Annotated in this window: 21 protein-coding genes; 15 read left to right on the forward strand and 6 right to left on the reverse strand. The window is 55.9% G+C overall.

Translation table 11 applies throughout. The features are described 5' to 3' along the window. The first annotated feature begins 30 nt into the window (after positions 1 to 30). The 7 genes from ACP5OT_RS03460 (at position 31) to ACP5OT_RS03490 (ending at position 5,804) form a co-directional block, all read left to right on the forward strand. Positions 31 to 897, forward strand: coding sequence for a class I SAM-dependent methyltransferase (locus tag ACP5OT_RS03460; protein ID WP_424676390.1), 867 nt, complete (start codon positions 31 to 33; stop codon positions 895 to 897). Beyond that, the gene (gene folB / locus ACP5OT_RS03465) at positions 890 to 1,273 is read left to right on the forward strand and encodes a dihydroneopterin aldolase (protein WP_424676389.1); all 384 of its coding nucleotides are present in this window, start codon (positions 890 to 892) and stop codon (positions 1,271 to 1,273) included. The genes ACP5OT_RS03460 and folB overlap by 8 nt, the downstream gene beginning before the upstream one ends. After that, positions 1,270 to 1,938 (forward strand): RibD family protein, encoded by a 669-nt coding sequence (locus tag ACP5OT_RS03470; protein WP_424676388.1) that lies wholly within the window; start codon positions 1,270 to 1,272, stop codon positions 1,936 to 1,938. The genes folB and ACP5OT_RS03470 overlap by 4 nt, the downstream gene beginning before the upstream one ends. Then, positions 1,923 to 2,954 carry a zinc-dependent alcohol dehydrogenase gene (locus ACP5OT_RS03475; protein WP_424676387.1) on the forward strand — a complete coding sequence of 344 codons (1,032 nt, stop codon included), beginning with the start codon at positions 1,923 to 1,925 and terminating at the stop codon, positions 2,952 to 2,954. Before ACP5OT_RS03470 ends, ACP5OT_RS03475 begins: the two co-directional genes overlap by 16 nt. Before the next feature lie 182 nt (positions 2,955 to 3,136). After that, positions 3,137 to 3,529, forward strand: coding sequence for a 6-pyruvoyl trahydropterin synthase family protein (locus tag ACP5OT_RS03480; protein ID WP_424676386.1), 393 nt, complete (start codon positions 3,137 to 3,139; stop codon positions 3,527 to 3,529). Between the two features lie 12 nt (positions 3,530 to 3,541). Next, positions 3,542 to 4,591: a glycosyltransferase gene (locus ACP5OT_RS03485; protein WP_424676385.1), complete on the forward strand. Its 1,050-nt coding sequence runs from the start codon at positions 3,542 to 3,544 to the stop codon at positions 4,589 to 4,591. A 103-nt stretch (positions 4,592 to 4,694) separates the two neighbouring features. Then, positions 4,695 to 5,804: a hypothetical protein gene (locus tag ACP5OT_RS03490; protein ID WP_428131335.1), complete on the forward strand. Its 1,110-nt coding sequence runs from the start codon at positions 4,695 to 4,697 to the stop codon at positions 5,802 to 5,804. A 426-nt stretch (positions 5,805 to 6,230) separates the two neighbouring features. On the opposite strand, the gene ACP5OT_RS03495 is transcribed toward ACP5OT_RS03490, so the two are convergent. Then, positions 6,231 to 6,371: a hypothetical protein gene (locus tag ACP5OT_RS03495; RefSeq protein ID WP_424676383.1), complete on the reverse strand. Its 141-nt coding sequence runs from the start codon at positions 6,369 to 6,371 to the stop codon at positions 6,231 to 6,233. A gap of 183 nt (positions 6,372 to 6,554) precedes the next feature. On the opposite strand from ACP5OT_RS03495, the gene ilvB reads away from it, so the two are divergent. From ilvB to ACP5OT_RS03535, 8 genes are all read left to right on the forward strand, one after another. Next, a complete protein-coding gene (gene ilvB, locus ACP5OT_RS03500; RefSeq protein ID WP_424676382.1) occupies positions 6,555 to 8,297 on the forward strand; it encodes a biosynthetic-type acetolactate synthase large subunit in 1,743 nt (580 codons plus the stop codon). A 39-nt stretch (positions 8,298 to 8,336) separates the two neighbouring features. Beyond that, positions 8,337 to 8,876, forward strand: a complete 540-nt coding sequence (gene ilvN / locus ACP5OT_RS03505) for an acetolactate synthase small subunit (protein ID WP_424676381.1) — start codon at positions 8,337 to 8,339, stop codon at positions 8,874 to 8,876. Positions 8,877 to 8,975: 99 nt separating this feature from the next. Next, positions 8,976 to 9,998, forward strand: a complete 1,023-nt coding sequence (gene ilvC, locus ACP5OT_RS03510; protein WP_424676380.1) for a ketol-acid reductoisomerase — start codon at positions 8,976 to 8,978, stop codon at positions 9,996 to 9,998. A 68-nt stretch (positions 9,999 to 10,066) separates the two neighbouring features. Next, entirely contained in the window at positions 10,067 to 11,773 is a 1,707-nt protein-coding gene (locus ACP5OT_RS03515) for a 2-isopropylmalate synthase (RefSeq protein WP_428131338.1), read from the forward strand. Between the two features lie 100 nt (positions 11,774 to 11,873). Continuing rightward, positions 11,874 to 12,725 carry a prephenate dehydratase gene (gene pheA, locus ACP5OT_RS03520; RefSeq protein ID WP_424677559.1) on the forward strand — a complete coding sequence of 284 codons (852 nt, stop codon included), beginning with the start codon at positions 11,874 to 11,876 and terminating at the stop codon, positions 12,723 to 12,725. A 21-nt stretch (positions 12,726 to 12,746) separates the two neighbouring features. Next, complete coding sequence (leuC, locus tag ACP5OT_RS03525) at positions 12,747 to 14,180, forward strand: 3-isopropylmalate dehydratase large subunit (RefSeq protein WP_424677558.1); 1,434 nt, start codon at positions 12,747 to 12,749, stop codon at positions 14,178 to 14,180. Positions 14,181 to 14,347: 167 nt separating this feature from the next. After that, entirely contained in the window at positions 14,348 to 14,962 is a 615-nt protein-coding gene (gene leuD / locus ACP5OT_RS03530; RefSeq protein ID WP_428112323.1) for a 3-isopropylmalate dehydratase small subunit, read from the forward strand. A 97-nt stretch (positions 14,963 to 15,059) separates the two neighbouring features. Beyond that, the gene (locus tag ACP5OT_RS03535; protein ID WP_424676630.1) at positions 15,060 to 17,435 is read left to right on the forward strand and encodes a LamG-like jellyroll fold domain-containing protein; all 2,376 of its coding nucleotides are present in this window, start codon (positions 15,060 to 15,062) and stop codon (positions 17,433 to 17,435) included. Here the strand turns inward: ACP5OT_RS03535 and ACP5OT_RS03540 are convergent. From ACP5OT_RS03540 to ACP5OT_RS03560, 5 genes are all read right to left on the reverse strand, one after another. After that, positions 17,432 to 17,833: a hypothetical protein gene (locus ACP5OT_RS03540; RefSeq protein ID WP_424676631.1), complete on the reverse strand. Its 402-nt coding sequence runs from the start codon at positions 17,831 to 17,833 to the stop codon at positions 17,432 to 17,434. The two genes, ACP5OT_RS03535 and ACP5OT_RS03540, sit on opposite strands and share 4 nt — an antisense overlap. Positions 17,834 to 17,947: 114 nt before the next feature. Beyond that, positions 17,948 to 19,744, reverse strand: coding sequence for a hypothetical protein (locus tag ACP5OT_RS03545; RefSeq protein WP_428112319.1), 1,797 nt, complete (start codon positions 19,742 to 19,744; stop codon positions 17,948 to 17,950). Between the two features lie 3 nt (positions 19,745 to 19,747). Continuing rightward, entirely contained in the window at positions 19,748 to 21,262 is a 1,515-nt protein-coding gene (locus ACP5OT_RS03550) for a serine hydrolase (RefSeq protein WP_428131341.1), read from the reverse strand. 95 nt (positions 21,263 to 21,357) lie between these two features. Further along, positions 21,358 to 21,681, reverse strand: coding sequence for an ATP-dependent Clp protease adaptor ClpS (locus ACP5OT_RS03555; protein WP_424676634.1), 324 nt, complete (start codon positions 21,679 to 21,681; stop codon positions 21,358 to 21,360). Between the two features lie 53 nt (positions 21,682 to 21,734). Beyond that, entirely contained in the window at positions 21,735 to 24,479 is a 2,745-nt protein-coding gene (locus ACP5OT_RS03560; RefSeq protein WP_428131343.1) for a VWA domain-containing protein, read from the reverse strand. Positions 24,480 to 24,791: the final 312 nt, after the last annotated feature.

Consider the following 24,791-nt stretch of genomic DNA (forward strand, 5'->3'; position numbering starts at 1 on the left):
CAGCATATCATTGCGATTCGCATCGAGACTATGACACCTGACCCGATCACCGAACAAAACCGCCGCTCGTGGAACGCCGTTGTCCCGGTCCACACCAGCCATCGTGCCGACGAAGCCAGCTTTCTCCGTAACGGTGGCTCGACCCTCTTTCCTGAAGAGATAGCCTTGCTCGGCGACATACAAGGTTGCCGTCTCCTCCACTTGCTCTGCAACACCGGCGCTGACAGTCTCTCGTTAGCAGCACGCGGAGCGATCGTCACCGGTGTTGATCTGAGCGATGCTGCAATCGCCTATGCGCGGGCGTTGAGTGCGGCCAGTGGGATTCCGGCCACGTTCGTGCAGGCCGATGTCTATGACTACTTGGCAGCGGCAGCCGCAGACGGCTTGCGCTTTGAACGTATCTATGCCGGCTATGGGGTAATCTGCTGGTTACGCAATCTGCACACCTTCGCCCACGACATCGCCACGTTGCTCACCCCCGGCGGACGCTTCGTGTTGATGGAGTTTCACCCAACATCGAACATGTTCAATGCCGATTGGCAGTTGGCCCACGCCTACCCTCAAGATGGAACCGTCCTTGCGCTGCCAGGTGTCGGTGATTACGTCGGTGCCGCCGAAGGCGGGTTATCGCCATCCGGGTTTGTGGACGGTGTGCGCGATTTTAGTAACCCCGAGCCATGCATCCTCTACCGTTGGGGAATCGGTGAAGTGGTGACAGCCTTCGCACAGGCTAATCTGCGTTTGCGGGTTCTCCACGAGTATTGTTATGTCAATGGAGAACGACCTTTCACCCGCATGGTACAAGCTGAGGGTCGGCGACTGTATCCACCACCAGACATACCGGCGCTGCCCCTCATGTACGGTTTGGTGGTAGAAAAGGATTACAACGATGAGTGATTGGGGTATTGGTCATGACCGTATTATCCTGAGCGGCATGCAATTTATCGGCTACCACGGTACACGCCTCGAAGAGAACCGGCTCGGCCAGCGGTTTGTGGTAGATGTGGCGGTTGAGCTTGATCTGCGGGCCGCCGGGGCCAGCGACGACTTGAATCAAACGGTGGACTATAGCCAGATTCACGATCGGGCGCGCGAGATTGTCTGCGGGCCGGCATTGCGGTTGACTGAAGCGGTCGCTGAGCGGATTGCGACGGCAGTACTCACCGACCATCCGCAGATCCGCGCGGTGGCGGTGCGGGTGACCAAGCCGGGGGTGCGTCTCGGCGACACCATCCTCGCAGGATCAGTAGTTGAGATTGTGCGCTGGCGATGACTCGACCGCGAGTGACGCTCAGTTTTGCCCAGACTCTCGATGGGCGGGTGGCGGCGGCTGATGGCAGTTCGCAATGGATTAGCGAGCCAGAATCGCTGCGTTTCTGCCACCGGCTGCGCGCTGCCCACGACGCGATCATGGTTGGCATCGGCACGGTACTGCGCGATGATCCGCGCTTGACGGTACGGCTAGTCGAGGGGCGCGATCCGCTGCGGGTCATCGTCGATAGCACACTGCGCACACCACCTACTGCGGCGGTGATCCGGGACGGTGCAGCGCGTGGTACAGTACTGGCCTGCACCGCCGCCGCGCCGTCAGAGCGACGCACGGTCTTACGGGAGCTTGGAGCAACTATCCTTACGCTACCGGCTACTCCAGAGGGTAAAGTTGATCTGGTGGCGCTCCTCGCGAGCCTAGCAGAACGAGGTATTGCCAGCATCATGGTCGAAGGTGGCGCATGTCTCATAACCGGTCTGCTACGCGCACGCCTAGTTGATGCAGTCACCATTACCATTGCACCGTTGATCCTCGGCGCGGGGCCGGCAGCCGTTGGCGACCTTGGGATCATGACGTTAGCGCAAGCCATCAAACTCGGTAATGCACGCTGGACGACCTACGGCGTTGATGTAGTCCTAGAGGGTGAGGTGTTATGGACAGCGACATAACCACCGGCGCGAGTAGTCTACTCCCTGCCGATGCGATCTGGTTTACTGCGCCGCGCACCGTCAGGGTACAACGCGAAACGGCACCACCACCCGATGTCGGTGAAGTGCGTGTGGCTGCCATCGCCTCACTAATCAGCCACGGCACTGAACGGCTGGTCTATCGGGGAGAGGTCGATCCAACACTCCCGCTCGACTTGCCGACCATACGAGGCAGCTTCGCGTTTCCAATCAAGTACGGCTACGCAATTGCCGGACGGATCATCGATGTTGGTCCCGGCGTCGATGATCTGCACATCGGTGATGCGGTCGCTGCTTTACACCCACACCAGAGTGTCTTTACCATCCCGGCGGCGCTGGTCAAACGCCTACCTACCCATCTCGATCCGGCCTTGGGAGGCTTTTACGCCAATGTCGAAACAGCGCTGACCATCTGCCACGACGCCGCACCCCGGCTCGGCGAAACGGTGATAGTTTTCGGGCAGGGGGTGGTTGGGCTGCTCGTTACGCAACTGCTGCAATTGGCCGGTGTACACGTGATTGCCGTCGATCCCGATCCGCAGCGACGGGAGCTAGCGGAGCATTTTGGGGCCACCGCGTTGGCCCAGCCCGATCCAGCAATTATTGTCGACCTGACCGACAAACGAGGGGCTGATATTGCGATTGAGGTGAGTGGCGCACCGACAGCATTGCAGCAGGCGATAGAGGCGGTCGCTGTGGAAGGATTGGTCATTGTGGCATCGTGGTACGGCCAAAAACCGGTAACGCTCACGCTCGGCGGACACTTTCACCGCGGTCGGGTTCGAGTGCGCTCATCGCAGGTAGGACGGCTCACGCCAGACAGCCTCCCACGTTGGGATTATGCACGGCGGACGGCAACCGTGATGCACCTGTTGCCGCGTCTCCACCTCGCTGAACTGGTTAGCCACCACTTTCCGCTGGAACAGGCGGCAGCCGCATACGAACTGCTTGATAGGGGTGCAACAGGTCTGGTGCAGGTAATGATCAGCTACAGATAGCTATCTGAACCGGTCGATGACCGTTAGTTGTGTAATCGCGCATGTTACGCCGTGACGGTCCTTCCAGGCCTAATGCGATCTCTGAGTGGAAAGGGAAATGTCGTTCAACGCGTTCGGGCGGATGGTGGAGACGGCACCATATCTCATACTAAGGTTGAGCAAGTACGACACAAGGAGCGGTTATGTATGAAGTATGCGTCAGTGCTCAATTTGAAGCTGCCCATCGTCTTGAAGGCAATTTTGGTCCGGCCACCCGTATGCACGGCCACACCTACCGGCTAGAAGCCATTGTCACCGGTGAGCGTCTCCAACCCGACGGCACTCTCTTTGATATTAGCCAACTACAAGCAGCAGTGCAGGCAATTGTCGCCGATTTACACTATCGCGATCTTGGTACTGTCGAAGGGCTGCGTGACGTCAACACCACCGCCGAGCAAGTTGCCTACTATTGCTGGCGACGGATTGCAGCCGCGCTCAGCGGAACTGACCTCACCACCCTGGCGGTGCGTATTTGGGAAAATCCACAGGTCTATGCGGCATACAGCGAAACATTAGCGTCATCAGCCGGTACATAGGTAGATCACCTCATGCCTTACACGATTGGCTTCCTCACCGTCGGTGATCCCAACCGGCTCACTGGTGGCTATCTCTACCATCGCGAAGTCTTCCGGCGCTGGCGTGCGCAAGGTCATCGCGTGGATGAAATCGTCTTAGGTCCGGCCGATGTCGCCGGGCAACTGGCTGCCGCTCCATACGTTGGTGCACGGATCAGCGTTGACCAGTACGATGCGATCATCGTTGACGCCTTAGCCCGTGCGGTCGTTGCTCCATGGCTTGAGTATTGGCGCACCCGGCGGCCACTACTCGCACTGATCCATGAATTACCGGCAGTAGCCGGCGCAAGCGATCCGCGGGAACGGGAATGGGAACAGGCACTCCTACGCGCTCATATACTGGTCACGGTAAGCGATGATGGGGCGGCAACCCTAATCGCCCGTGGTGCAGATCCGAATCGACTAGTTGTCGCTTCCGGCGGATGTGATCGTCTGCTCCCCTTGCTACCGGTCAACTGCACCCGCGAGCCACTGATCATCGCCGTTGGACAATGGATTCCGCGCAAGAATCTAGCCAACCTAGTACGAGCCTGGGGAAAAGCTGCAGTGAACGGCTGGCATTTAGCACTGATCGGCGAGACTGACGCCGATCCAACTTACGCCGCCGAAGTCTGGCAAGTGGTGCGCGACTGCCCGGCTTCGGTGATAGTACGAGGCACGCTCAGCGATGACGAGTTAGCGCACCTCTACGCACGCGCCGGCGTCTTTGCCCTCCCCTCCCGCTTTGAAGGCTACGGACTAGTCTTTGCCGAAGCGCTCGCCTGCGGCCTACCGGTGATCGCCGGTGCAGTCGGCCCGGTCCCGGACTTAGTCGGTGATGGTGGTCTGCTCGTACCACCCGACGATGAACGAGAATTGGCGACAGCTTTACACCGCATTACTACCAACACAGCACTCCGTCAACGTCTCAGCGCCGCTGCTCGTCGACGCGCCAATACCCTGCCACGTTGGGATGACACTGCCCAACGTTTGTTAGCTGCCGTAATCCACGCATGCACGTATTCGGCAGGCGATCACACCTAATCAAATTGTCATCTATACTTCGTCTTGTGAGACGAATTCTCACATGCTATAATCTCAATCGAAGCCTGCCTACCACCGCAACTACAGGAGGAAATCTCCAATAATGAACAAAAGTAACACAGTGCTGATCCTCATCAGCATCGCCTTCGTTGTTGTACTCACCGCCTGTGGCGATACGGCCGGTGTCCCTCCTCCTACTCCCACGACAGCAGAATCGGCGCGCCCAACACGCACTCCTCGCCCGGCAGCAGCTAATACGCAACCAACAACAGCTCCAACCGCTGCCTCAGAGGGAACGATTATCCGACCGCCACCCACCAACAACCAAACCGGACTGACAACACTCGGTAATGTTCAAGTAGAGATGAGCCTTGAGGGGACCATCAAAACGGAAGGGCAAACTGACGAGTCGATCCGAATAGTGATGCAGGAGATTCGGCTGCAAAATGGCAATAGTAGACTTGTGATCGAGTCGACGACACCTGACCAAGGAATCAGCCGTATCAGCTATTTTCTCATCGACGGTGAAACCTTTCAATACACTGAACGTGGCGACGAGCGTACCTGTATTAGCGTGAGCGGCAGCGATTTCTTCACCGGAAGTATGCTCACCCCAGAGTCATTGATCGGTGATCTCAAAGAAGCAACTCTTGCCGAACGTGGTGTACAAGTCAACGGTTTTACCACCGATCGTTACACCTTCAGCTTAAACGAGCAGAGTCTTGGTTATCAAGGGCAAGCGAGCGGCGAAATCTGGGTGGCGAGCAGTCCGAACATTGTGGTACGACATATCGGCACCCTGAACGGCTCGTTTGGTGGAATAGCCGTCGAAGAAGGGGGTGAGATACTTCCGCAATCAACAGGGAATCTGAGCTGGAAATACAACGTCACTCAGATCGCGCAAACACCAACCATCACTCTCCCTGAGACATGTACACAACAGCAAGCCGCCGGTGCCGACATTCCATTACCACCGAACATCAGCAATCAGTTGCGGACAAACGACGTGATCAGCTTCGAGGCAAGCGATACAGCCGCAAACATCGCCCAGTTTTATCAGACTGAGATGGTGGCAAAGGGATGGCAAGCGGGAACAGTCACGCAGTACGGTGACACCTACCAACTTACGTTTACCAAGGACGGTCGTACTGCTACGATCACCATCTCGACGACCGATAACAGAACGCAGGTGATCATCTTCCTCGGTTTGTAGGTAATCATTGAGAGCTGTGCGCATCTGATAACGGTGACGAACGACAAAAGCGATTGTCAACACGCCCAACAGGATCAAACACCAACTGCTCGATTCGGGCGGCATTACAACGTAGCAACAACGCATCGGGAAAGGACAGGATACAGTCCTTTCCCATTCCTTCGTCAGCCAGATCGCCCTTCGGTATGATCCCAGATTGACAAATTCGTCACCCTATGGTATCCTCATCGCGGATTGATATTCATGTTCGGATAGTACACACAAACCTATGGTCGCTCACTTTGTAAGCCTTATCCTCCTTGTACTCGTACTCCTCCTTAGCCTTATTGGCGGGTGGAGCAAGCGTGTTTAGGGAGGGGAAGGTCACAAAGCCCCGGCTCAGGATGTAAGACTGAACCTCCCGCAAAACGGGAGGTTTTTAGTATCCTATTGGAACATATGATGCGGCTCATCAATATCATCATCAACTATTGGCAACACCTTTGGTTGCAGCCGCACGTCGTGCTCGCGCCGGTTGTCATCAATCGGCAACGCAAACAATGATTCACCGCCGCCACGTCGGCGCATTGCCGCGCGTCGGCTTGCTCACATCGCAGTGAGCAGCGGCGAAATGCCCCACTGCTGTGGCTCGTCGGTTGTTGGATCGGTCGTCGTCAACGGTGCCATCGCTTACGAGAATGGCAACCGTGAGGTACGACTGTGCAAGCAATGGTTGTTTCAGATTCATCACATGAGGACAGGAGTAGTTCGATGACCAAACCACTCACCGGCGCCCAGATCATGTGCGAGGCCCTCATCCGCGAGGGGGTCGAAGTCATGTTTGGTATTCCCGGCGGAGCAATCATGCCCTTCTACTATGCGATGTGGGACTATCGCGACCGACTGCGCCACGTGCTCTGCCGCCACGAGCAAGGGGCCGGTCACGCGGCTGAAGGCTACGCCCGCGCGACGGGTAAAATCGGCGTGTGTATCGGAACCAGCGGACCCGGCGCGACCAACCTTGTCACCCCCATCGCCGATGCGATGATGGACAGCACCCCCTTATTGGCCATCACCGGCCAAGTCGGTAGCCACGTACTCGGGAAAGACGCCTTCCAAGAGACCGACATCACCGGCATTACTATGCCGATCACCAAACACAACTATCTCGTCAAGAATGTTGACGAAATCGCCTACGTGTTCAAAGAAGCCATCTACATCGCGACGACCGGACGCCCCGGCCCAGTTTTGATCGACATCACCAAAGACGCGATGCAGAAAACGACGGTGCCGAATTGGGACATCAAATTGAATTTACCCGGGTACAAACCAACCTATCAGGGCAACCGTCGCCAGATCCGTGAAGCGATTAAGTTGCTCATCAACGCCAAGAAGCCTCTCATCATTGCCGGTCATGGCATCATTATGTCGGGTGCGCATCGTGAACTGCAAGCGTTCGCCGAACGACTACGCATCCCAGTGATTACCACCCTCCACGGGATCGGCGCCATTCCCGAAAATCACCCGCTCTGCATCGGTATGCCCGGCATGCACGGCTGGGTCCACGTCAACCGCGCTATTCAGGAATGTGATGTTCTGTTCAACATCGGTGGTCGCTTCGCTGACCGGGTGACCGGCAAAGCAAGCACCTTTGCGCCTAACGCCCGCATCATTCACGTGGACATCGATCCATCGGAGATTGGGAAGAACGTGCGGGTTGATGTGCCGATCGTCGGCGATGCCCGGCTCGTGTTGCAGGCGCTGCTCGAGGATTTGCCGCCGCCGAGCGAGCTGGCCGAACTACACACCCATGCTTCCGACTGGATGGAGCATATTCGCGAGATGCAGGACAAGCATCAGGGTAAGCAACAGTACAAGAACCGAGCCGCAATGTCCAACATGGCGTTACCGCCACACGATGTCTATGAAGCGCTCAGCCGTACCCTTAACGCACGTGGCAACTATCGAGTGGTGACCGACGTTGGCCAGCACCAAATGTGGGCCGCTCAGTTGATCGACTGGAACCATGGGCCGCGCACGCATATTACCTCTGGGGGTGCCGGAACGATGGGCTTCGCGGTACCGGCAGCACTTGGCGTGGCAATTGCGTGCCCGAACGAAACCGTCTGGGCAATTGTCGGTGACGGTGGTTTCCAGATGACCAACCAAGAAATGGCGACGATTGTCCAAGAGGGACTTAAGAATATCAAGGTGGCAGTGATCAACAATGGCTATCTCGGCATGGTGCGGCAATGGCAAGAACTGTTTGAGAACAAACGCTATAGCGGCACACCGCTTTCAGGTCCCGATTTTGCCAAGCTGGCCGAAGCGTATGGCTGGAAGGGGCTAACTGTCGAGCGCAGCGAAGAGGTCCAAGCCGCCATTGATGAAGCGTATGCGACCGATGGCCCAGTCCTGATCGACTTCCGCGTTGAGCGCGAAGTGAACGTCTTCCCGATGGTGCCACAGAACAAGTCGATTGGCGAGATGATCCTCTCGGAGTCGCAGGCGTAAGGGCGCAGTCATTCCTATTACTAAAGGAGAGTATTCATTATGAAGAAGCATACCATCGTCGCCCTCTTGCAAGATCGGCCCGGCGTGTTGAGCCGTGTGATCGGGCTGATCCGTCGCCGCGGCTATAACATCGAGAGTCTGGCCGTCGGCCATAGTGAAACCCCTGGTGTAAGCCGATTGACTATCGTGGTCGAATCGGAAGATGTGGAGCAGGTCGTCAAGCAACTCTACCGCCTGATCGAGGTGCTCAAAGTCAGCGATGTTACCGATGATCCGACGGTCGAGCGGGAGATGACGATGATCAAAGTGCATGCGCCGCCGGCAGCCCGCCACGAGATTATCTCGATGTGTAGCGTGTTCGGTGCCCGGATCGTTGATGTGGGGTCGAACACGATGATTATCGAGATGACCGGGACGCCCGGCAAGGTTGAGAACTTTATCGAGGTCGTGCGCCCTTATGGGATCAAGGAAATGATGCGCACCGGTCGAATTGCCATGGTACGCGGCGCCCGTGGGCACAACGCTGGCGAGTATGTCGAGCCGGCGACAAACGGTGCGAAGGTACCGGTGCTTAACTAGATGGTGCTACGACTGAGACGCCCGCAAAGGGCGTCTCGGTATTTCTAACCAACCGCTTGTGGCATAGGTTTGCCGCATTAGAGTGAGGAAAGAACCATTATGGCAGAGCTGTACTACGACAATCAGGCTGACCTTAATCGCTTGAAAAACAAGCCGATTGCGATTATCGGCTTTGGTAGCCAAGGTCACGCTCACGCCCGTAATCTGGCCGATAGCGGTCTCGATGTACGGGTCGGCCTCTACCCCGGCTCGAAGAGCTGGGCTAAAGTTGAGGAAGCCGGACTGAAAGTGATGACGGTGGCAGAAGCCGCCCGTGAAGCTCAGATGGTGATGATCTTGACACCGGATATCGGTCAAGCTGAGCTGTACCGCGAGCATATCGCCCCGGCGATGGAACCGGGTAAAACCCTGATGTTCGCTCATGGCTTTAACATCCGCTTCGGCCAAATCGTGCCACCAAAAGGGATCGACGTCAGTATGGTCGCGCCCAAAGCCCCCGGGCACCGTGTGCGTGAGGTCTTTGTGCAAGGTGGTGGTGTGCCGGCGCTGATTGCAGTAGAACAAGATGCAACCGGTGGTGCGTTCGAGGATGCGCTGGCGTATGCTAAGGGGCTTGGTTGCACCCGTGCCGGCGTGTTGCGCACCACATTTGCCGAAGAGACCGAGACCGACCTGTTTGGCGAGCAGGTTGTCCTCTGTGGTGGGGTGAGCGCACTGGTGAAGGCTGCCTTTGAAACGCTTGTTGAGGCCGGCTATCAGCCGGAAGTGGCTTACTTCGAGTGTATGCACGAGCTGAAACTGATCGTTGACCTCTTCTATCAAGGTGGTCTCAATTACATGCGTTATTCGGTGAGCGATACGGCGGAGTGGGGAGATTATACCGCCGGCCCTAAGATTATCACCGAGCAGACACGTGCCGCAATGCGCCAGATTCTGGCCGATATTCAGAGTGGTGCGTTTGCCGAAGATTGGATCGAAGAGAACCACAATGGCCGACCGCGCTTCAATGCGTACCGACAGGCCGACATTAATCACCCAATTGAGCAAATTGGGCGCGAATTGCGCCGAATGATGCCGTTTGTCAATCCACGCGAAGTGAAGCCAGGTGAGGGCGGTGCGTAATGTAATGGGGGCACACCGTCGTGCGTGCGCCCTATTAAGCACTCAACAATGTTAGCAGGAGGCAATGTATGACCAACACCACCGAACCGAGTGTAGAATACGTCCGTATTTTCGACACGACCCTCCGTGATGGCGAGCAAGCTCCCGGCTGTACAATGACACTAGAGGAGAAACTGGAAGTCGCACGCCAACTTGCCCGCCTCAACGTCGACATTATCGAAGCCGGCTTCCCGGCGGCATCGCCCGGCGACTGGGCTGCCGTTCACGAGATTGCCCGCGAAATCGGGACACCTGATGGTCCGATCATTGCCGCCCTGGCCCGTGCCAACCGCGACGACATTGATAAGGCGTGGAGCGCGATCCAGCCCGCCGCCAAGAAGCGCATTCACACTTTTATGTCAACTTCAGATATTCATCTGGAGTATCAATTCCGCAAGACTCGGGCCGAAGCGCTGCACCTGATCCATGAGATGGTGAGCTATGCCCGTTCCCTGTGCGAGGATGTCGAGTTCTCACCGATGGATGCCGGACGTACCGATCCACTCTTCTTACGGGAGGCGGTGGCGGTGGCGGTAGCTGCCGGCGCCACGACGTTGAACATCCCCGATACGGTCGGCTATCTCACCCCCGATGAGTACGGTGCAATGATCCGTGATTTGCGCGAGAACGTGCCGGGGATCGAGAACTGCATCCTCTCGACCCACTGCCACGACGACTTAGGCATGGCCGTGGCCAATTCACTGGCCGGAGTGCGAGCAGGCGCACGGCAGGTGGAGTGTACGATTAACGGGATCGGCGAGCGAGCCGGCAATGCTTCACTCGAAGAAGTGGTGATGGCGCTGCATACCCGCCAACAGTATTACGGACTGCGCACCCGTATCAATACGCGCGAGATTGCACGTACCTCACGACTGGTCAGTAGTTTTATCGGTGTGCCCGTACCGCCGAACAAGGCGATTGTGGGTGCGAATGCGTTTGCCCACGAATCGGGTATCCATCAAGACGGCGTTTTGAAGTATCGCCAGACCTACGAGATCATGAGCGCCGAGACGGTCGGTTTCGATAGCAATACGCTGGTACTCGGTAAACACTCTGGGCGTCATGCTTTCCGCAAGTATCTCGAAGAGAAGGGGTACAAGCTGAACGATGACGAATTCCAGCATGTCTTCGCCCGCTTTAAGGATCTGTGTGACCGCAAGAAGAAAGTTGATGATCGCGACATCGAGGCGCTGATCGCAGGTGAGATGCAGCACACCCCAGAGCTGTACAAACTCGATCACGTGCAGTACGCTTCAGGGGTTGGCATGATCCCAACCGCAACGGTGCGGCTGATCGGCCCTGATGGTCAAGCTAAAGTGGATAGCGCACAAGGCACCGGCCCGGTCGATGCAGTGTATCAGGCGATCAACCGGATTATTCAGCGGCCAAATGAGTTGATCGAGTTTTCGATTAACGCCATTACCGAGGGGCTTGATGCTGTCGCCGAAGTAACGGTTCGCATTCGCGAGCAGGGTTCGTCGGCACGCCTTTCGGAAAGTAGTAGCACGGCAACAAGCTTGACCGGCCGCCGGCAGTACCAGCAGATCTTCAGTGGGTATGGTGTTCATACCGACACGATTGTTGCCGCTGCGCAAGCGTATATGGCGGCGTTGAACAAGATGCTGACCGCCCGCCAAGAGCGGATCAAGGCTGAGGCGATGGCATATTCTGCCGGGTATAGTGGTGAAGCAACAACCCTGCCGGTGGACATTTTTGGCGGCAGTACATTAGGGTAACGGACGATACGATGGGTGGGGGCAGGGTTCATCTGCTCCCACCCACATACCGTTCTTGTGCAGGTGGTACAAAGTATCTGGTTGTTGTCATTGATGTTGTATGCAAACGATTGCCTACCTCGGTCCACCGGGGACATTTAGTGAAGAGGCTGCGCTGGCGTATGCTGCCGGTCGAGAAGTGCGTTTGTTACCTCTCGCAAGCATCCCAGCCGTCGTGACGGCAATTGAAACCGCAGCAGCGACGGTCGGTGTCTTACCGATTGAGAATTTACTTGAGGGGAGCGTCAGCTATACGCTTGACTTACTGATCCACGAGACCAATTTACAAATCACGGGCGAGATTGTCGTACCGATTCGACAATATTTGCTGGCCCGACCCGGTTTACAGTTGAGCGACATTAAAGTCTTGTACGCGCACCCCCAGTCACTTGCCCAGTGCCGCCGTTTCGTTGAACGATGCCTACCCGGTGTGATCACCGTCGCATCGCTGAGCAATTCGGCTGCACCGGCTGAAGCGATGGCCGATGAGCGTCCGGCAGCAGCTATCGGTACGCTCCGTGCTGCCGAGCTGGTGGGAGCAAGTATTTTAGCACGTGAGATCGCCGATAGTCCGCATAACGTTACCCGCTTTGTGGTTTTGGCACACGAAGATGCTCCACCGACCGGCGATGATAAGACGAGTTTCTGCTTCGGTTTCACCCGTGAGGATCGCCCCGGTAGTTTGGTTAGTGCGTTGCAGGAATTGGCCGCTGAAAATATTAATATGACGAAACTTGAATCGCGACCAACCCGTGCGATTCTAGGGCAATATATCTTTTTGGTTGATATCAACGGACATCGGCACGAACCACATGTTGCACGTGCCCTTGAACGGATTCGCGAACGTACTGGAATGCTGAAGATTTTTGGCAGTTATCCGCGCTGGAAAGGAAGCAACGGCAATCATCACTAGCCGTAGCAAGGAGTAGTAAGGATGGATAAACCGCGCACGTTATTTGAAAAGGTCTGGGAATCTCACCTGGTGCGTCCAGAGACACCGGAAACACCGGCTGTTCTTTACATCGATCTGCACCTGATCCACGAAGTAACGTCACCACAGGCATTTACCGAACTGCGCCAGCGCGGATTGCGTGTGCGCCGACCAGACAAGACGTTAGCAACGATGGATCACAGTACACCAACAACACCCCGTAATCATCTGGGTATTATCCCGGTTGTTGACCCGATGGCCCTGAGTCAGCTTGAGCAATTGCGGAAGAATTGCGCCGAATTTGGGATTCCGTTGTTCGAGTTGGGTGATGAGAATCAGGGGATTGTCCACGTGATCGGGCCGGAACAGGGGCTGACTCAGCCGGGTATGACGATTGTATGCGGTGATAGTCATACTAGTACTCACGGTGCGTTTGGAGCGTTGGCCTTTGGCATCGGCACTTCGGAAGTCGGTCATGTTCTGGCGACGCAATGTCTCCTACAGCGCAAACCTAAGACCTGCGCTGTGCGGATCGACGGTCGGCTTGGTCCTGGCGTGACTGCTAAAGACATTATCTTGGCTCTGATTGCGAAATATGGTGTCGGTGGTGGCACCGGCTATGTTTTTGAGTATATGGGTGAAGCTATTCGCACGCTCTCAATGGAAGAGCGGATGACGATCTGCAATATGAGTATCGAGGGTGGAGCTCGCGCCGGAATGATCGCACCTGATGATACGACGTTCGAGTATATTGCCGGTCGTCCATTTGCTCCGAAAGGGGCTGCATTCGAGGCAGCAGTCGCTTACTGGCGCACGCTCCCAACCGACGAAGGGGCGGTTTTCGATCACGAACTGACGTTGTCGGCTAGTGATTTGAAGCCGATGATCACCTATGGGACGAATCCCGGTATGGGGATTCCGATTGATGCACCAATCCCCCGACCTGAAGAGATGCCTGATGCGCGTAGCCGGGTGGCACTCGATAAAGCGCTGGCATATATGGGTCTTGAGCCAGGGAAGCCGCTCCTCGGTCATCCGGTTGATGTTGTCTTTATCGGTTCATGTACGAACTCGCGCTTGTCGGATCTGCGACAGGCAGCGCAGTTCTTCCGTGGACGTAAGGTGGCGCCGGGGGTTCGGGTCATGGTGGTGCCGGGTTCGCAGCAGGTGAAGCGTGCGGCGGAAGCTGAGGGACTGGATCGGATTTTCAAGGAGGCAGGCGCTGAATGGCGCGAAGCTGGTTGCAGCGCTTGTTTGGGAATGAACGACGATAAGGTACCGCCGGGTAAGTATGCGATTAGCACCTCCAACCGTAACTTCGAGGGGCGACAGGGGCCGGGTGCCCGCACAATGTTGGCTAGTCCGTTGACAGCGGCGGCAGCAGCGGTCACCGGAGTGGTTACCGATCCGCGCACATTGTTAACGCAAAGGCGCTAAGAACGCAAAGGCGCGAAGAACGCAAAGGCGCGAAGAACGCAAAGGCGCTAAGAACGCAAAGGCGCGAAGAACGCAAAGGCGCGAAGAACGCAAAGGCGCGAAGAACGCAAAGGCGCGAAGAACGCAAAGGCGCAGAGGGCACAAGCCAAGGTTTACAGGAGATGGACATGCAACCGATTTCAACGATTACCGGCAAAGCGGTCACCTTACCGATTGAGAATATTGACACCGATCAGATCATTCCGGCGCGTTTTCTCAAAGTCACAGACAAGAGCGGTTTGGCTGTGGGGTTGTTTGAGGCATGGCGCTACCTACCCGACGGGACCCTCAACCCCGATTTTCCGCTGAATCGGCCAGAAGCAGCAGGGGCTACTATTCTCATTAGCGGTCGCAATTTTGGCTGCGGTAGCTCACGTGAGCACGCGCCATGGGCTTTGCAAGACTACGGTTTCCAAGCCGTGATCGCTCCCTCGTTTGCCGACATTTTTCGGAGTAACGCGCTCAAGATCGGGTTGTTACCGGTAACGGTCGAGCAAAGTATCTACGATGAATTAGTGATCATGTATGCGAATGACCCTCACATGGTGCTAACGATTGATCTATCAGCGCAGACTGTCACCTTACCCGATGGCCGGCAGGTACATTTTCCTATCGATGCGTTTAGTAAGTATTGCCTGCTACACGGAGTCGATCAGCTCGGCTTTCTGCTTCAACAAGAAGCGGCTATCGCGGCTTACGAGACCACTCACCCACAGCCGGTACGGACGACGACTCGTCGTTAACCAAATTGACATCCGTTGCGGAACTAATCGGCGCTGTCTGCGGTATTATAAGTAGACGCAGCAGCGCCGAAATGTCTTGATTCTGTGTTGGCGAACTATGCACCGATTTGCCCGCTGGCTCATAATCTTGTGCTTACTCGTCGCAGCTACATCGGTACACGCACAGCCGGCGGGTGGGTGGAGTGTTGCCGAGTTTTTAGCCGATCAACCGGGACAGTTACGCGATCTCACCTTTGATGGACGTAGTGCAGCTCAGATCATTGAGGAGCAGAGTAGCTATTTTGGAGTTAGTCCGTTTCTAATCCTTGCGCTGCTCGAAGCAACTGCCGGTCTCTTGAGTAATCCGTCACCACCGGCAGAAGCAATTTCGTATCCTTTCGGACGCCACGGCCCTGATGGTTTCGTCGCGCAAATTGAATGGGCCAGTCGTGAATTGCGTGCCGGATTGGGGCCTTACCAACAACCTCCGACACTTCGCCTGAGTGATGGTTTAACACTAACCCTGTCGCTCGATGAACCGGCAGAATGGATTGCGATCAAGCGTTTCTTGGCACACGGTCGCGATTCGACAGCATGGTTAGCGGCGGTAAAGGCCACACATACCGCATTGCGCACCTATTTTGATGGGCAACTGGCTCCTCCGGCAACGATTGCCTCGTTGAGCACAGGTTGGTTGCGTGCGCCATGGCCACTGGGTACACGTGTTATCCATTTGGCTTATTTCGATCACATGTACCCTATGGTTGATCTTGGCAGTGATGGCAATAGTGAGATGGTTGACTATCTGGGTCGGCGTAATCTCCAATACAACAGCCACGATGGGCACGATTATGTCTTTCCAGATGCACCGTTTACTACACCTATTCTCGCTGCCGCTGCCGGAACAGCCTACGCCTTTAACGAAGCGCGCGGGTTGGGTGTAGTGATTGTTCACCCAAACGGCTATGAAACTGTCTACTGGCATTTGAGTGCGCTCGATCCTATCTTTAACACCGGCAACGGTGTGTCGGTCATGGCCGGTCAGCCGATTGGGTTCAGTGGTGCTAGTGGGGTAAGTGGTACACCCCATCTCCACTTTGAAGTACGCCGTTGGGAAGGCGGGATACGTAAACAAGTCGATCCGTATGGTTGGTATGGTCCCGGTGTCGATCCTTGCCCTATGTACGCCGGTTGTGCGACAAGCACGTGGCTGTGGCATCCCGATCTGATTGGACAGTATGACTTTACCCCACCCGATAACCTACCACCACCTAGCGACACAACACCGCCGATTGGCACAATGCGGGTCACTCCACCGTCTGATCTGCTATTGGCTGTCACTTTTGATGGGCATCCCCTCCACACGGTAGGGCAAGGGTTGCCCCAGATCACCGGTGTACTTCGCTTTGAAGCAGGGCGTTTTGGGCAAGCGTGGAACAGTGAGCGTGGTTCCTTGGCCTTCCCCACAACCGGTAACCTCGATCTCGCGCAGGGGACGATTAGTTTGTGGGTAGACATTCCGACCGACTATCCGGTCAATAGTCGCAACCGTCATTACCTCTTCGCGACGAGTGCTGACCCAACGGGGGCACCGGTGTATACGGGAACCCTGGCGCTGCGACGAGACCGGTTAGGTCTGCAAGGGAGCGCCCAATGGACGTTCTGGACGGTGCAGGATGCCGATAAGGGGGAGGATCAATTGAGTGTACCGGACACCTTATCGCCGGGATGGCACCATTTTGCGGTGAGTTGGGAAGCAACGAGTGGTACGAAAGCGCTTTATATCGATGGTGTGCTGGTTGCAGAGCGGAGCAATACTGCCTTACCGACAATCGGTGGCACTCTCTTGCACCTCGGTCGTTTTAGTAGTGATGGTCCAGGAGCCGGGGTGCGATTTGATGAACTGGCCGTCTACAACCGTCCGTTAACAGCAGAGGAGATTGCCGATTTAGCCACAATGCCGCCGCTTAGCGCAGAGCCGATACCGGTTATCGACCAAGTCGTCCGAATTGATACTAACGCTCTCGACGATAATGGTGTCATTGCAGCGGTCATTCTTGGGATCAACAATGAACTGAGCGATCCATTGCCGTACTACGACAGTTACCGATGGCGTTTGCCGGCGGTGAAGGGTGAGCATGTGGTATCTATCCGGTATATTGATCGGGCGGGTAATACCACTGTAGTTAGCCAGACGGTACGAGTTAATCTACCACCACACGTTGATGTAGATAGCGAATGGATCGATCAAGTGACGGTGCGCTTGCATTTTAACGTGCACGATGCTGAACTACCGGTCGAAATGCAATTCAGCACACAGCCCGACTTTGCCGATACGCCATGGTTACCGCTGTTCCCGGAGGTACGCTGGCGTTGGTCAGAAAGCGACGTACCACGTCTATTCGTGCGTTTTCGTGATGCAACCGGTCTGGTGAGTGTCCCGCGGGAGATTACCCTACGCCATCAGGTGTTTATCCCGCTGGTAGGACGTTAACCTTCGGAAGAAGCGATTGAAAACCGGCTCCGCCACCATACCAACCCCAAGACTCCAACCAGATGGATGGCTAATACACTGACGAAATAGACGGTATGTGGACCCACGGTTTGGCGTGCCGCGTCGGGGGCGAGTACACTCTCGATACGAGCCGCAACAAAGGGTGTGAAAAAGTAGAGCGCACCACAACAAGCAGCGGCTAATCGCCACTCATCACGGCACGCGAATACCCAGCCGATAAACGTCGCCAGCGGTGTCGCAAGGATGACCAAGGCGAGCCAGCGTAATATCTCAGGGTTACGATTCTCGGCAAGCGGATAATAGGTTGCCAGTGCAATCACCCAGCCGACACCACCGGCCAACGCCACGAACAACGTTGTACGAAGAGTGCGATCCATTGCAGTACGTTATTATTGTAATTGGCTCAGCATGTGATCAAGCCGATCTTTGAGCTTTTTGATCAGATTCTGTTGATCGGTGATGGCTGCGATGGCTGCCTCAATCTGTTCGAGCTAATTTTCAAGCTGATCTAACGTCGCGACATACCGCTGCCGCAACGCCCCTTGCTTACCATCGCTATGCAAAGGTGTGAGCTGTTGCTGTAAACGCTTTTGACGCTCGAAGATGCGCTGCTGCTCGCGCTCATACTCGACAATCTGCTGTTTGGCAGCATCAATTTGGCGCAACAGATTCAAAACACATGACAAGCGCTGAAAGGTTGTGTCGTCGATAACTTTATCGTGTAACCACGCTTGCAACTTTTCACCGGTCAGACTGGAAATTGTTTCGTAACGTGAGCCAGGGGAGCGTTCGCAAACCGTGAACTCGACACTACCGAAGGCCGGCACTTCAACATTCCAGCTTGCCAATTCGTTGGTTTGGCTCTGTGGCGGTGGTGTGTCAACAATTTCGGCATTATCCGAGAGCGTATGTTCAATGATAACCGTACACGATTTGGCCAATGTACTGGTAATCTTGTACCGGGAAAACGTCAGAAGGTACGAATCGGCAATCAAATCGCCTTGCCCCAAACGAATACTCTGCAATATATTTTGGACATCAAATGATTCACTCACCGTCACCCCTAACTCGGCAGCGTAGAGCACTTTGATCTCTGCGCCGGCACGGGTAAACGGTACGACCGCTTCACCGGTATACTCACCGCCGATCAAGACCGTTACCGGACCTTGCTCGAGAGTCAAGTCGGTGGTATTGGTGAGAAACAAGGCGACAAAGGGATAGCGATTCATCTGTTTTGAGTTGTAAACAAGGACACGCCGCGCCGGCAGGTAGGAACCGACAATAGGCGCCATCGCCGACTGACCGCGTCCGACACTCACCGGCTGGTGAACACGATAGGCAAAGAGCACATCACGATCCTCACCGGAAGCTGCCGTTGGTGTACTTTCAGCCGCTTCTGTTGAATCAAACACCGCAAGAGCGTGTATTTGTATGTCATCCTCACTAACACTTTCTTCCAAAAGCGACGCTCTTCTTTTCGGCTTCGGTGATGGAGGCGGTCGATCGATGACAACGGGTCGATCAGGCGTCTGTGGTTGATACAACTGGTAACGAAACGAGATCGGCTGACCGGCGACTAATGTCACCTCTACATCACGCAGATCCTCGTCTAAAAGGTTATCGAACAGACCCCACCCCTGTAACCAACAACGAGCCTCGTTACCGTCCTCCTCGAACAGCAAGCGATAGCTCACCCGCCAGGCCGGCGCCGGCGCCACATAACCGATCAGCAAATCGTGGTTGCCGGGTGTAAGGTGAACGGTGACCAAGCGGTCGCTCCGATCGCCATGGTCGGCGTGTAGGAAAAAGATGAGATCATTATGGATGACTTCCTCAAGCAATTCGACTTGAACGATGTCGTCAAGAGCAAACGGTCGTACCACCCGTTGATCGCTCAGGTACAGGCTGACCAATGCCCGACGCAACGGTTGCTCATGTTCAACATCAACCCCAATGACTAAACCTTTGACTTGTTCAGCTTGCTTACCGGCAAGGGTGAGCCGCACAGATCGGCCACGCAGATCGCATAATAAATCGAGCAAACTCTGCTCTTGAGAAAGATGAAAACCGGACCGCGCTAACCGGTCAGCGCGATCTTCGGGAGTCGTAAAATCGATATTGCGCACCTGTCCACTGCGGTCGATCACGATCAGGCTCTTCAACACGTCGTCCATCGCGGTGAGGGGAAAGCTCAACGTCAACGTCTCGCCATGGAATTGACCACGACGTTCAAAATAACCGACACCGTGTTTATAGAGCACCATACGCTTAATCGGTGACATCGTCATAGCTCACTTCTGCGGTAAGCGATCGAGTCGGATCGGGTTGTAAGCAGTGTACACGAGGCGACTAACATCGGCAATTGCACCGCCGAGCAGTTCGTCGGGCCAAGCCCACCGATCACCAAGCGGCTTATACACATAGACTGTCAGTACATAATCACCACCGGGCGAACGGACAATACCGGTATCGGCTTGCGTATGTTCGATCCAGCCCGACTTGTGTTCAACCCGAATATTTGGCGGCAACCCGGCGACCATACGGGTCGTATCTGCATTTTCGGCTAACAGATCGAGCATCTCTTGACAACGTTCGGGACTAAGCAGATCAAATTTCTCGAGCAAAACCCCCTCACCTCGGGCACACTCATCGATCATACGATAGAGCTGGCCGATGGCATACGGTGTCGCACGGAGGGCACAACCGGTTTCGGCGTAGGGCGGTTCGCCGACCGGGTCCTTCGGGCCACAACGAAACTTCACATTGTACAGCCGAATGTAATCAAGTGACTCGAAGGGGATGTACAGATAAAGATACTCTAGCCCCAAATCGGCCAGCATATCACTCATCTCTTCGGCGCCGCGAAACGCACTCTCGGTATTTGTACCACCGACGCCGGCGGCCAAAATATCGTTGGCGGCCAGATTATCGCTTTCGATAATCATTGCCCGCATCTGTTGCCACTGATCTTCGGTGAACGACGCCAATTTGGTATAGCCATACAGCATGATTGCCGTCTTGATGGTACTTGTCCCGGCGAAGACGGTACGTGCATTGATTGCCGTTTCGGTACCGGTTTGCAGATCGTACAGATAGATTCCGATCACACCGTCCCATTCAGCCACCAGTGCTTCGAGTTGTTCGGTCAGTTGTTCGGGAGGGACTCGTGGGACTTCAGACGTTGGCCAGCGCGTCAGGTAGATCGGATGGGTAAACTGACCACGGCGGAGTAAGCTGCTGACAATTTCCAGCGAGCGATCCAGATCAATAGCCCGTCCGGGCAGATAGGCAAAACTGCGTGAAAGCACATCGGTCGAGGTGATAACGGTAAACGTTGGAGAAAGGGCCGATGCAGCGGCGAACTCGGCAAGCTTGGCGTGAAGAGCAGTTGCATCAAACGAGTATTGCACCGGCACCTTCAGCGGTGTACCACTACCGAGTGCCGGAGCAGCCGCTGCCAGCAACTGATTCAGATCGGGACGCAAACGAATAGCCGCCGGATCAATGGGTTGGCGAACATCTCCGGCGACCAGTAGGATCGGTGTCGTTGGTGCAGGCAACGCAGTGGTCAGTAAGGTCTGCGCTTCTGCCATGCTCAAACCACCTACAGGCACACCGGCAATTTCGGTACCATCAGCATAGACCGGGACCAACGGTGGGAGAGGGATCGGTGTCGACGGAGGTTGTACTGCTGCCGAGATCTTCGCGGAATCGGTAACTACAGACGAACGCGGTGACGTGGTACACCCGGCAAGAAGAGCCACGCAAAGCAGGGCAGTGGCAAACAAACGTGGCCGGAAGTTCATAGCAGTGGGCTTGCTCCTTGATAGACTACTACAACGTTGTGTGTCATCGGTTGTGGAAGACGTACCCATCAACCACCGACGGTACGAGTATGCCCCTACGAATCAGGCTCGAGGTAGAAGGTGAGAGGATAACCGGCCTCACGAGCCGCATGATGCGCTTGATACACCCGTTCTTGAGCCTCTTGGAACGGCAACACCGTCACCAGTGCGTGCCCTTCGTAATGGGCAGTAAGCATCACTTGTTCGGCCCGCGCCAGATCAAGACCAAAAAAGACCCGCAATACGATGACCACAAAATCCATCGGCGTCACATCATCGTTTTGCACGATGACACGATACGGGCGTTCCAGCTCCTCATCACCGGCAACAACAAAAGTGACGGTGGGCCGCACGACGACTGTTGGTTGTTCAGTTGACATGGGCTGCTCCGTCGCTACACTACAACACCTTATAGGCAGTATAGCATAAACCGTTATGGTTCTTTACGCCGGCGTCGTTTTGCTGTCAGTAAGGCAGCGATTCGCTCTTCATCACTCAGTGGCCGTCGCAGTGCATCAGATGCGTCAGGCGAAGATGGTGATGGCCGGTCAGACGATGAGGACGACGGGACAGGCGCAGCAGTCGTCCGCGACCGTGACTTGCCGATTGCCGATGGTAGCTCAGTCAATGGCACCAACAAGCGACGCAAAGCGACATCGATCGGTAACAACACGAGTGCTATCCAGAGGAGTGGGATTGTCACCGACCGCACTTCGTAAACCGGTTGTGTAGTTGGCGTGAAGACCGTTTCTGGCGGTGGATCAACAGACCCACCGGTTAGCGCAGCGATGTCGGCGAGTAAGCCGGGATTGGCGGCCAACCGGCCATATTCAGGAAGGAAATTGATCGCAAAAGCGGTGGTCACGTTGCCTAAAGGTTGACCGGCGCTATCGCTTGCACCGATTTGTACAAGATAGGCGCCAATCTGATCGATGGTCGTGACCGCCCGATACCGATCAGGAGCCACTTGGCTAAACGACAGCTCGAAACTCGCTTCGAGACCACTGACCCGATTATGAAGCTCGCCGAGTTCAAGGGGACGACCGAGTTCGTCACGAGCCAGCACCTCGATTTCGACGCGGTTCGCATTGACAGTCGTAGTAACGGCTAGCCGTTGATCGTTACCCAACGGCAACGCTTCGGCAACCAGATTTGCGGCAAAGCGCGGAAAATCCGACCACGTCAACCATGCCGCTGCCCATCGTCCACTCAGATCGCTCGTCCAGGCCACAACACGACCCAAACCAACCTGCGCCGTTGCCAGCAGCGGCGCACCATCTTCGGCCATCAACAACACGCGGGAGGTAGAGCGGGCAGATGCCGCATTCCGACCGCGCAATAGTGGCAGCGGCCCTAGCTCACGCAACCACGCAGTGGGGAGCGCTAATACCGGTCTGAACGGCTCTTCGATTACATCACGATCGGCTACCCGTACTGTCTCTTCGAGCACAACCCGTGGCAAATCCGGGACGCGTTGCACCAGATAGTACTTCCCACCACCGATTTGGGCCACTCGTTCGAGCGCCGGATCGGTATCTAGTCCGATTGCAATGGCACTGACGGTAACACCTTGAGCACGGAGATCAGCAACGAGATCGGCATATTCCGTCTCGGAGACCCCGTCGGTGAGAAGGATTACATGACGGATCCGGGCCTGCGAGGTCGCAATTGTCTCGGCAGCCAAGGCGATACCACTGCGAATATTCGTCCCACCACCGGCCACCAAGCGACTGAGGGCGCCTTCAATGGTGAAGAGATCAGGCAATGGCTGTAACGGTAACAACGTATCGGCAACACTATCGAAAGCGATCAAGGCTATCTGATCGCGCTGGGTCAAACCACGACTAGCCTGATAGACAGCTTCACGTGCCAGATCGATCTGGGTGCGCCCATCATCAACGACCTCGCGCATACTACCACTGCGATCGATCACCAACACCAATGCCAGATCAGGTCGTTCTTCGCGGAGCGGCGGATCGAGTGCAACCGGTAAGATTGGTTCTAACAAGGTACGACGCCAACCGCCGGCACCAAACGAGCGAGGGCCGCCGATCACGAGCAAGCCACCACCGTGCTCACGGACGTAAGTTGTCAACGCACGTTGCAAGGCGGTTGGCATCTGATCTGCCGGTGTATCAACCAATGCAATGGTATCGAACGCACGCAGCGCGCGCGGATCGGCCGGCGCTTGTGAAGGTTCGTTCACCACAACCGTGATACCGGTAGCTTGCCAGGCTGCGACCAAGGCAGCAACCTGATCGGGGGTTGTGGTAAGGAGAAGGAGGCGGGGAGGGCCACTGACAAAGGTAAAAGCCACCGCTCGATTATTCGCCGGTTGGGTATCGAAAGGGGCAACGAGACGCACTTCAAACTGACGAAAACCGGGTTCGCCGGCAGGTGCGGTGATCGTGAGTTGATTATCACCGATCACCAAATCGAGCGGCACCTCCGTCTGCAACTGACCATCGACGAGCAATTGCACCGTCGCCGCACCACTGACCGCGCTCTCGATCGTCACAGTAAGGGGAATTGTCTGCTCAGTCTGAGCCGTCTTCGGCGCTACAAACGCCGTAATCAACGCATCAGCGGCCCGTTCGATCACGAGCGGCACCACCTCAATCGGTACACCACGGGCCGCCGCTAGCCGAGCAGCAGCCAATGTATCGCCCTCATTCGCGCCGCCATCGGAGAGTAGTACCAAACGCTGGTGCATTGCAGCCGGCAAAAGGGCTAGACCAAGCTCAATCGCATCGGCAATGTTCGTCCGTGAGGAAAGCACCGGCGTATCGATCCGGTTGAGCGGATACGGCGGTTCAGCAATACGTTCGACAGCCGCCCGCGCCCCAAACACAACTACAGCCATACGGTCATCGGGATCGGCGTTAGCTTGGGCTTGCGCGAGATAGTCAAGGATTGCTGTGCGCTGGACGGGTGCGATCGAGTCGCTTGCATCGATTAGAAACACCGTCGCCGTTGCCCACACCGGACGACCGATCTGCAAGCCGGCCATCGCCAACACCAAAGCCGTTAGCAAACCCAATCGCACGATCAGCAGCGCCCATACCCGCCATCGGCCAAGGCGACGACGCAGATCGGCCCAACCTAACCACATAAAGAAGAGGATAGGAACGGCGATAGCAAAGAGCCACAGCGCGGCTGGTTCAACAACACTTAGCACAGCTTACTGCTCTCAAGAACGTGCGCGAAAGCACAATATCCCTTCCCACCCCCAAAAACGCAAAGGCGCGAAGCTGCATAGCGAGTCGGGACCGCGCCCCCAAAAACGCAAAGGCGCGAAGCCGCATGGGATGTCGAGTCGGGACCGCGCCCCCAAAAACGCAAAGGCGCGAAGCTGCATAGGATGTCGAGTCGGTGAGCTGGACCACCGCGTCGACCGCGCCCCCAAAAACGCAAAGGCGCGAAGCTGCAAAGGGCCGGTCGTCGGACAGGGCAACAATACGCGCACGTTTCCTGTACTTATAACCTTTTC

It is taken from the genome of Chloroflexus sp. (genome assembly GCF_049970315.1).
Taxonomy (GTDB): domain Bacteria; phylum Chloroflexota; class Chloroflexia; order Chloroflexales; family Chloroflexaceae; genus Chloroflexus.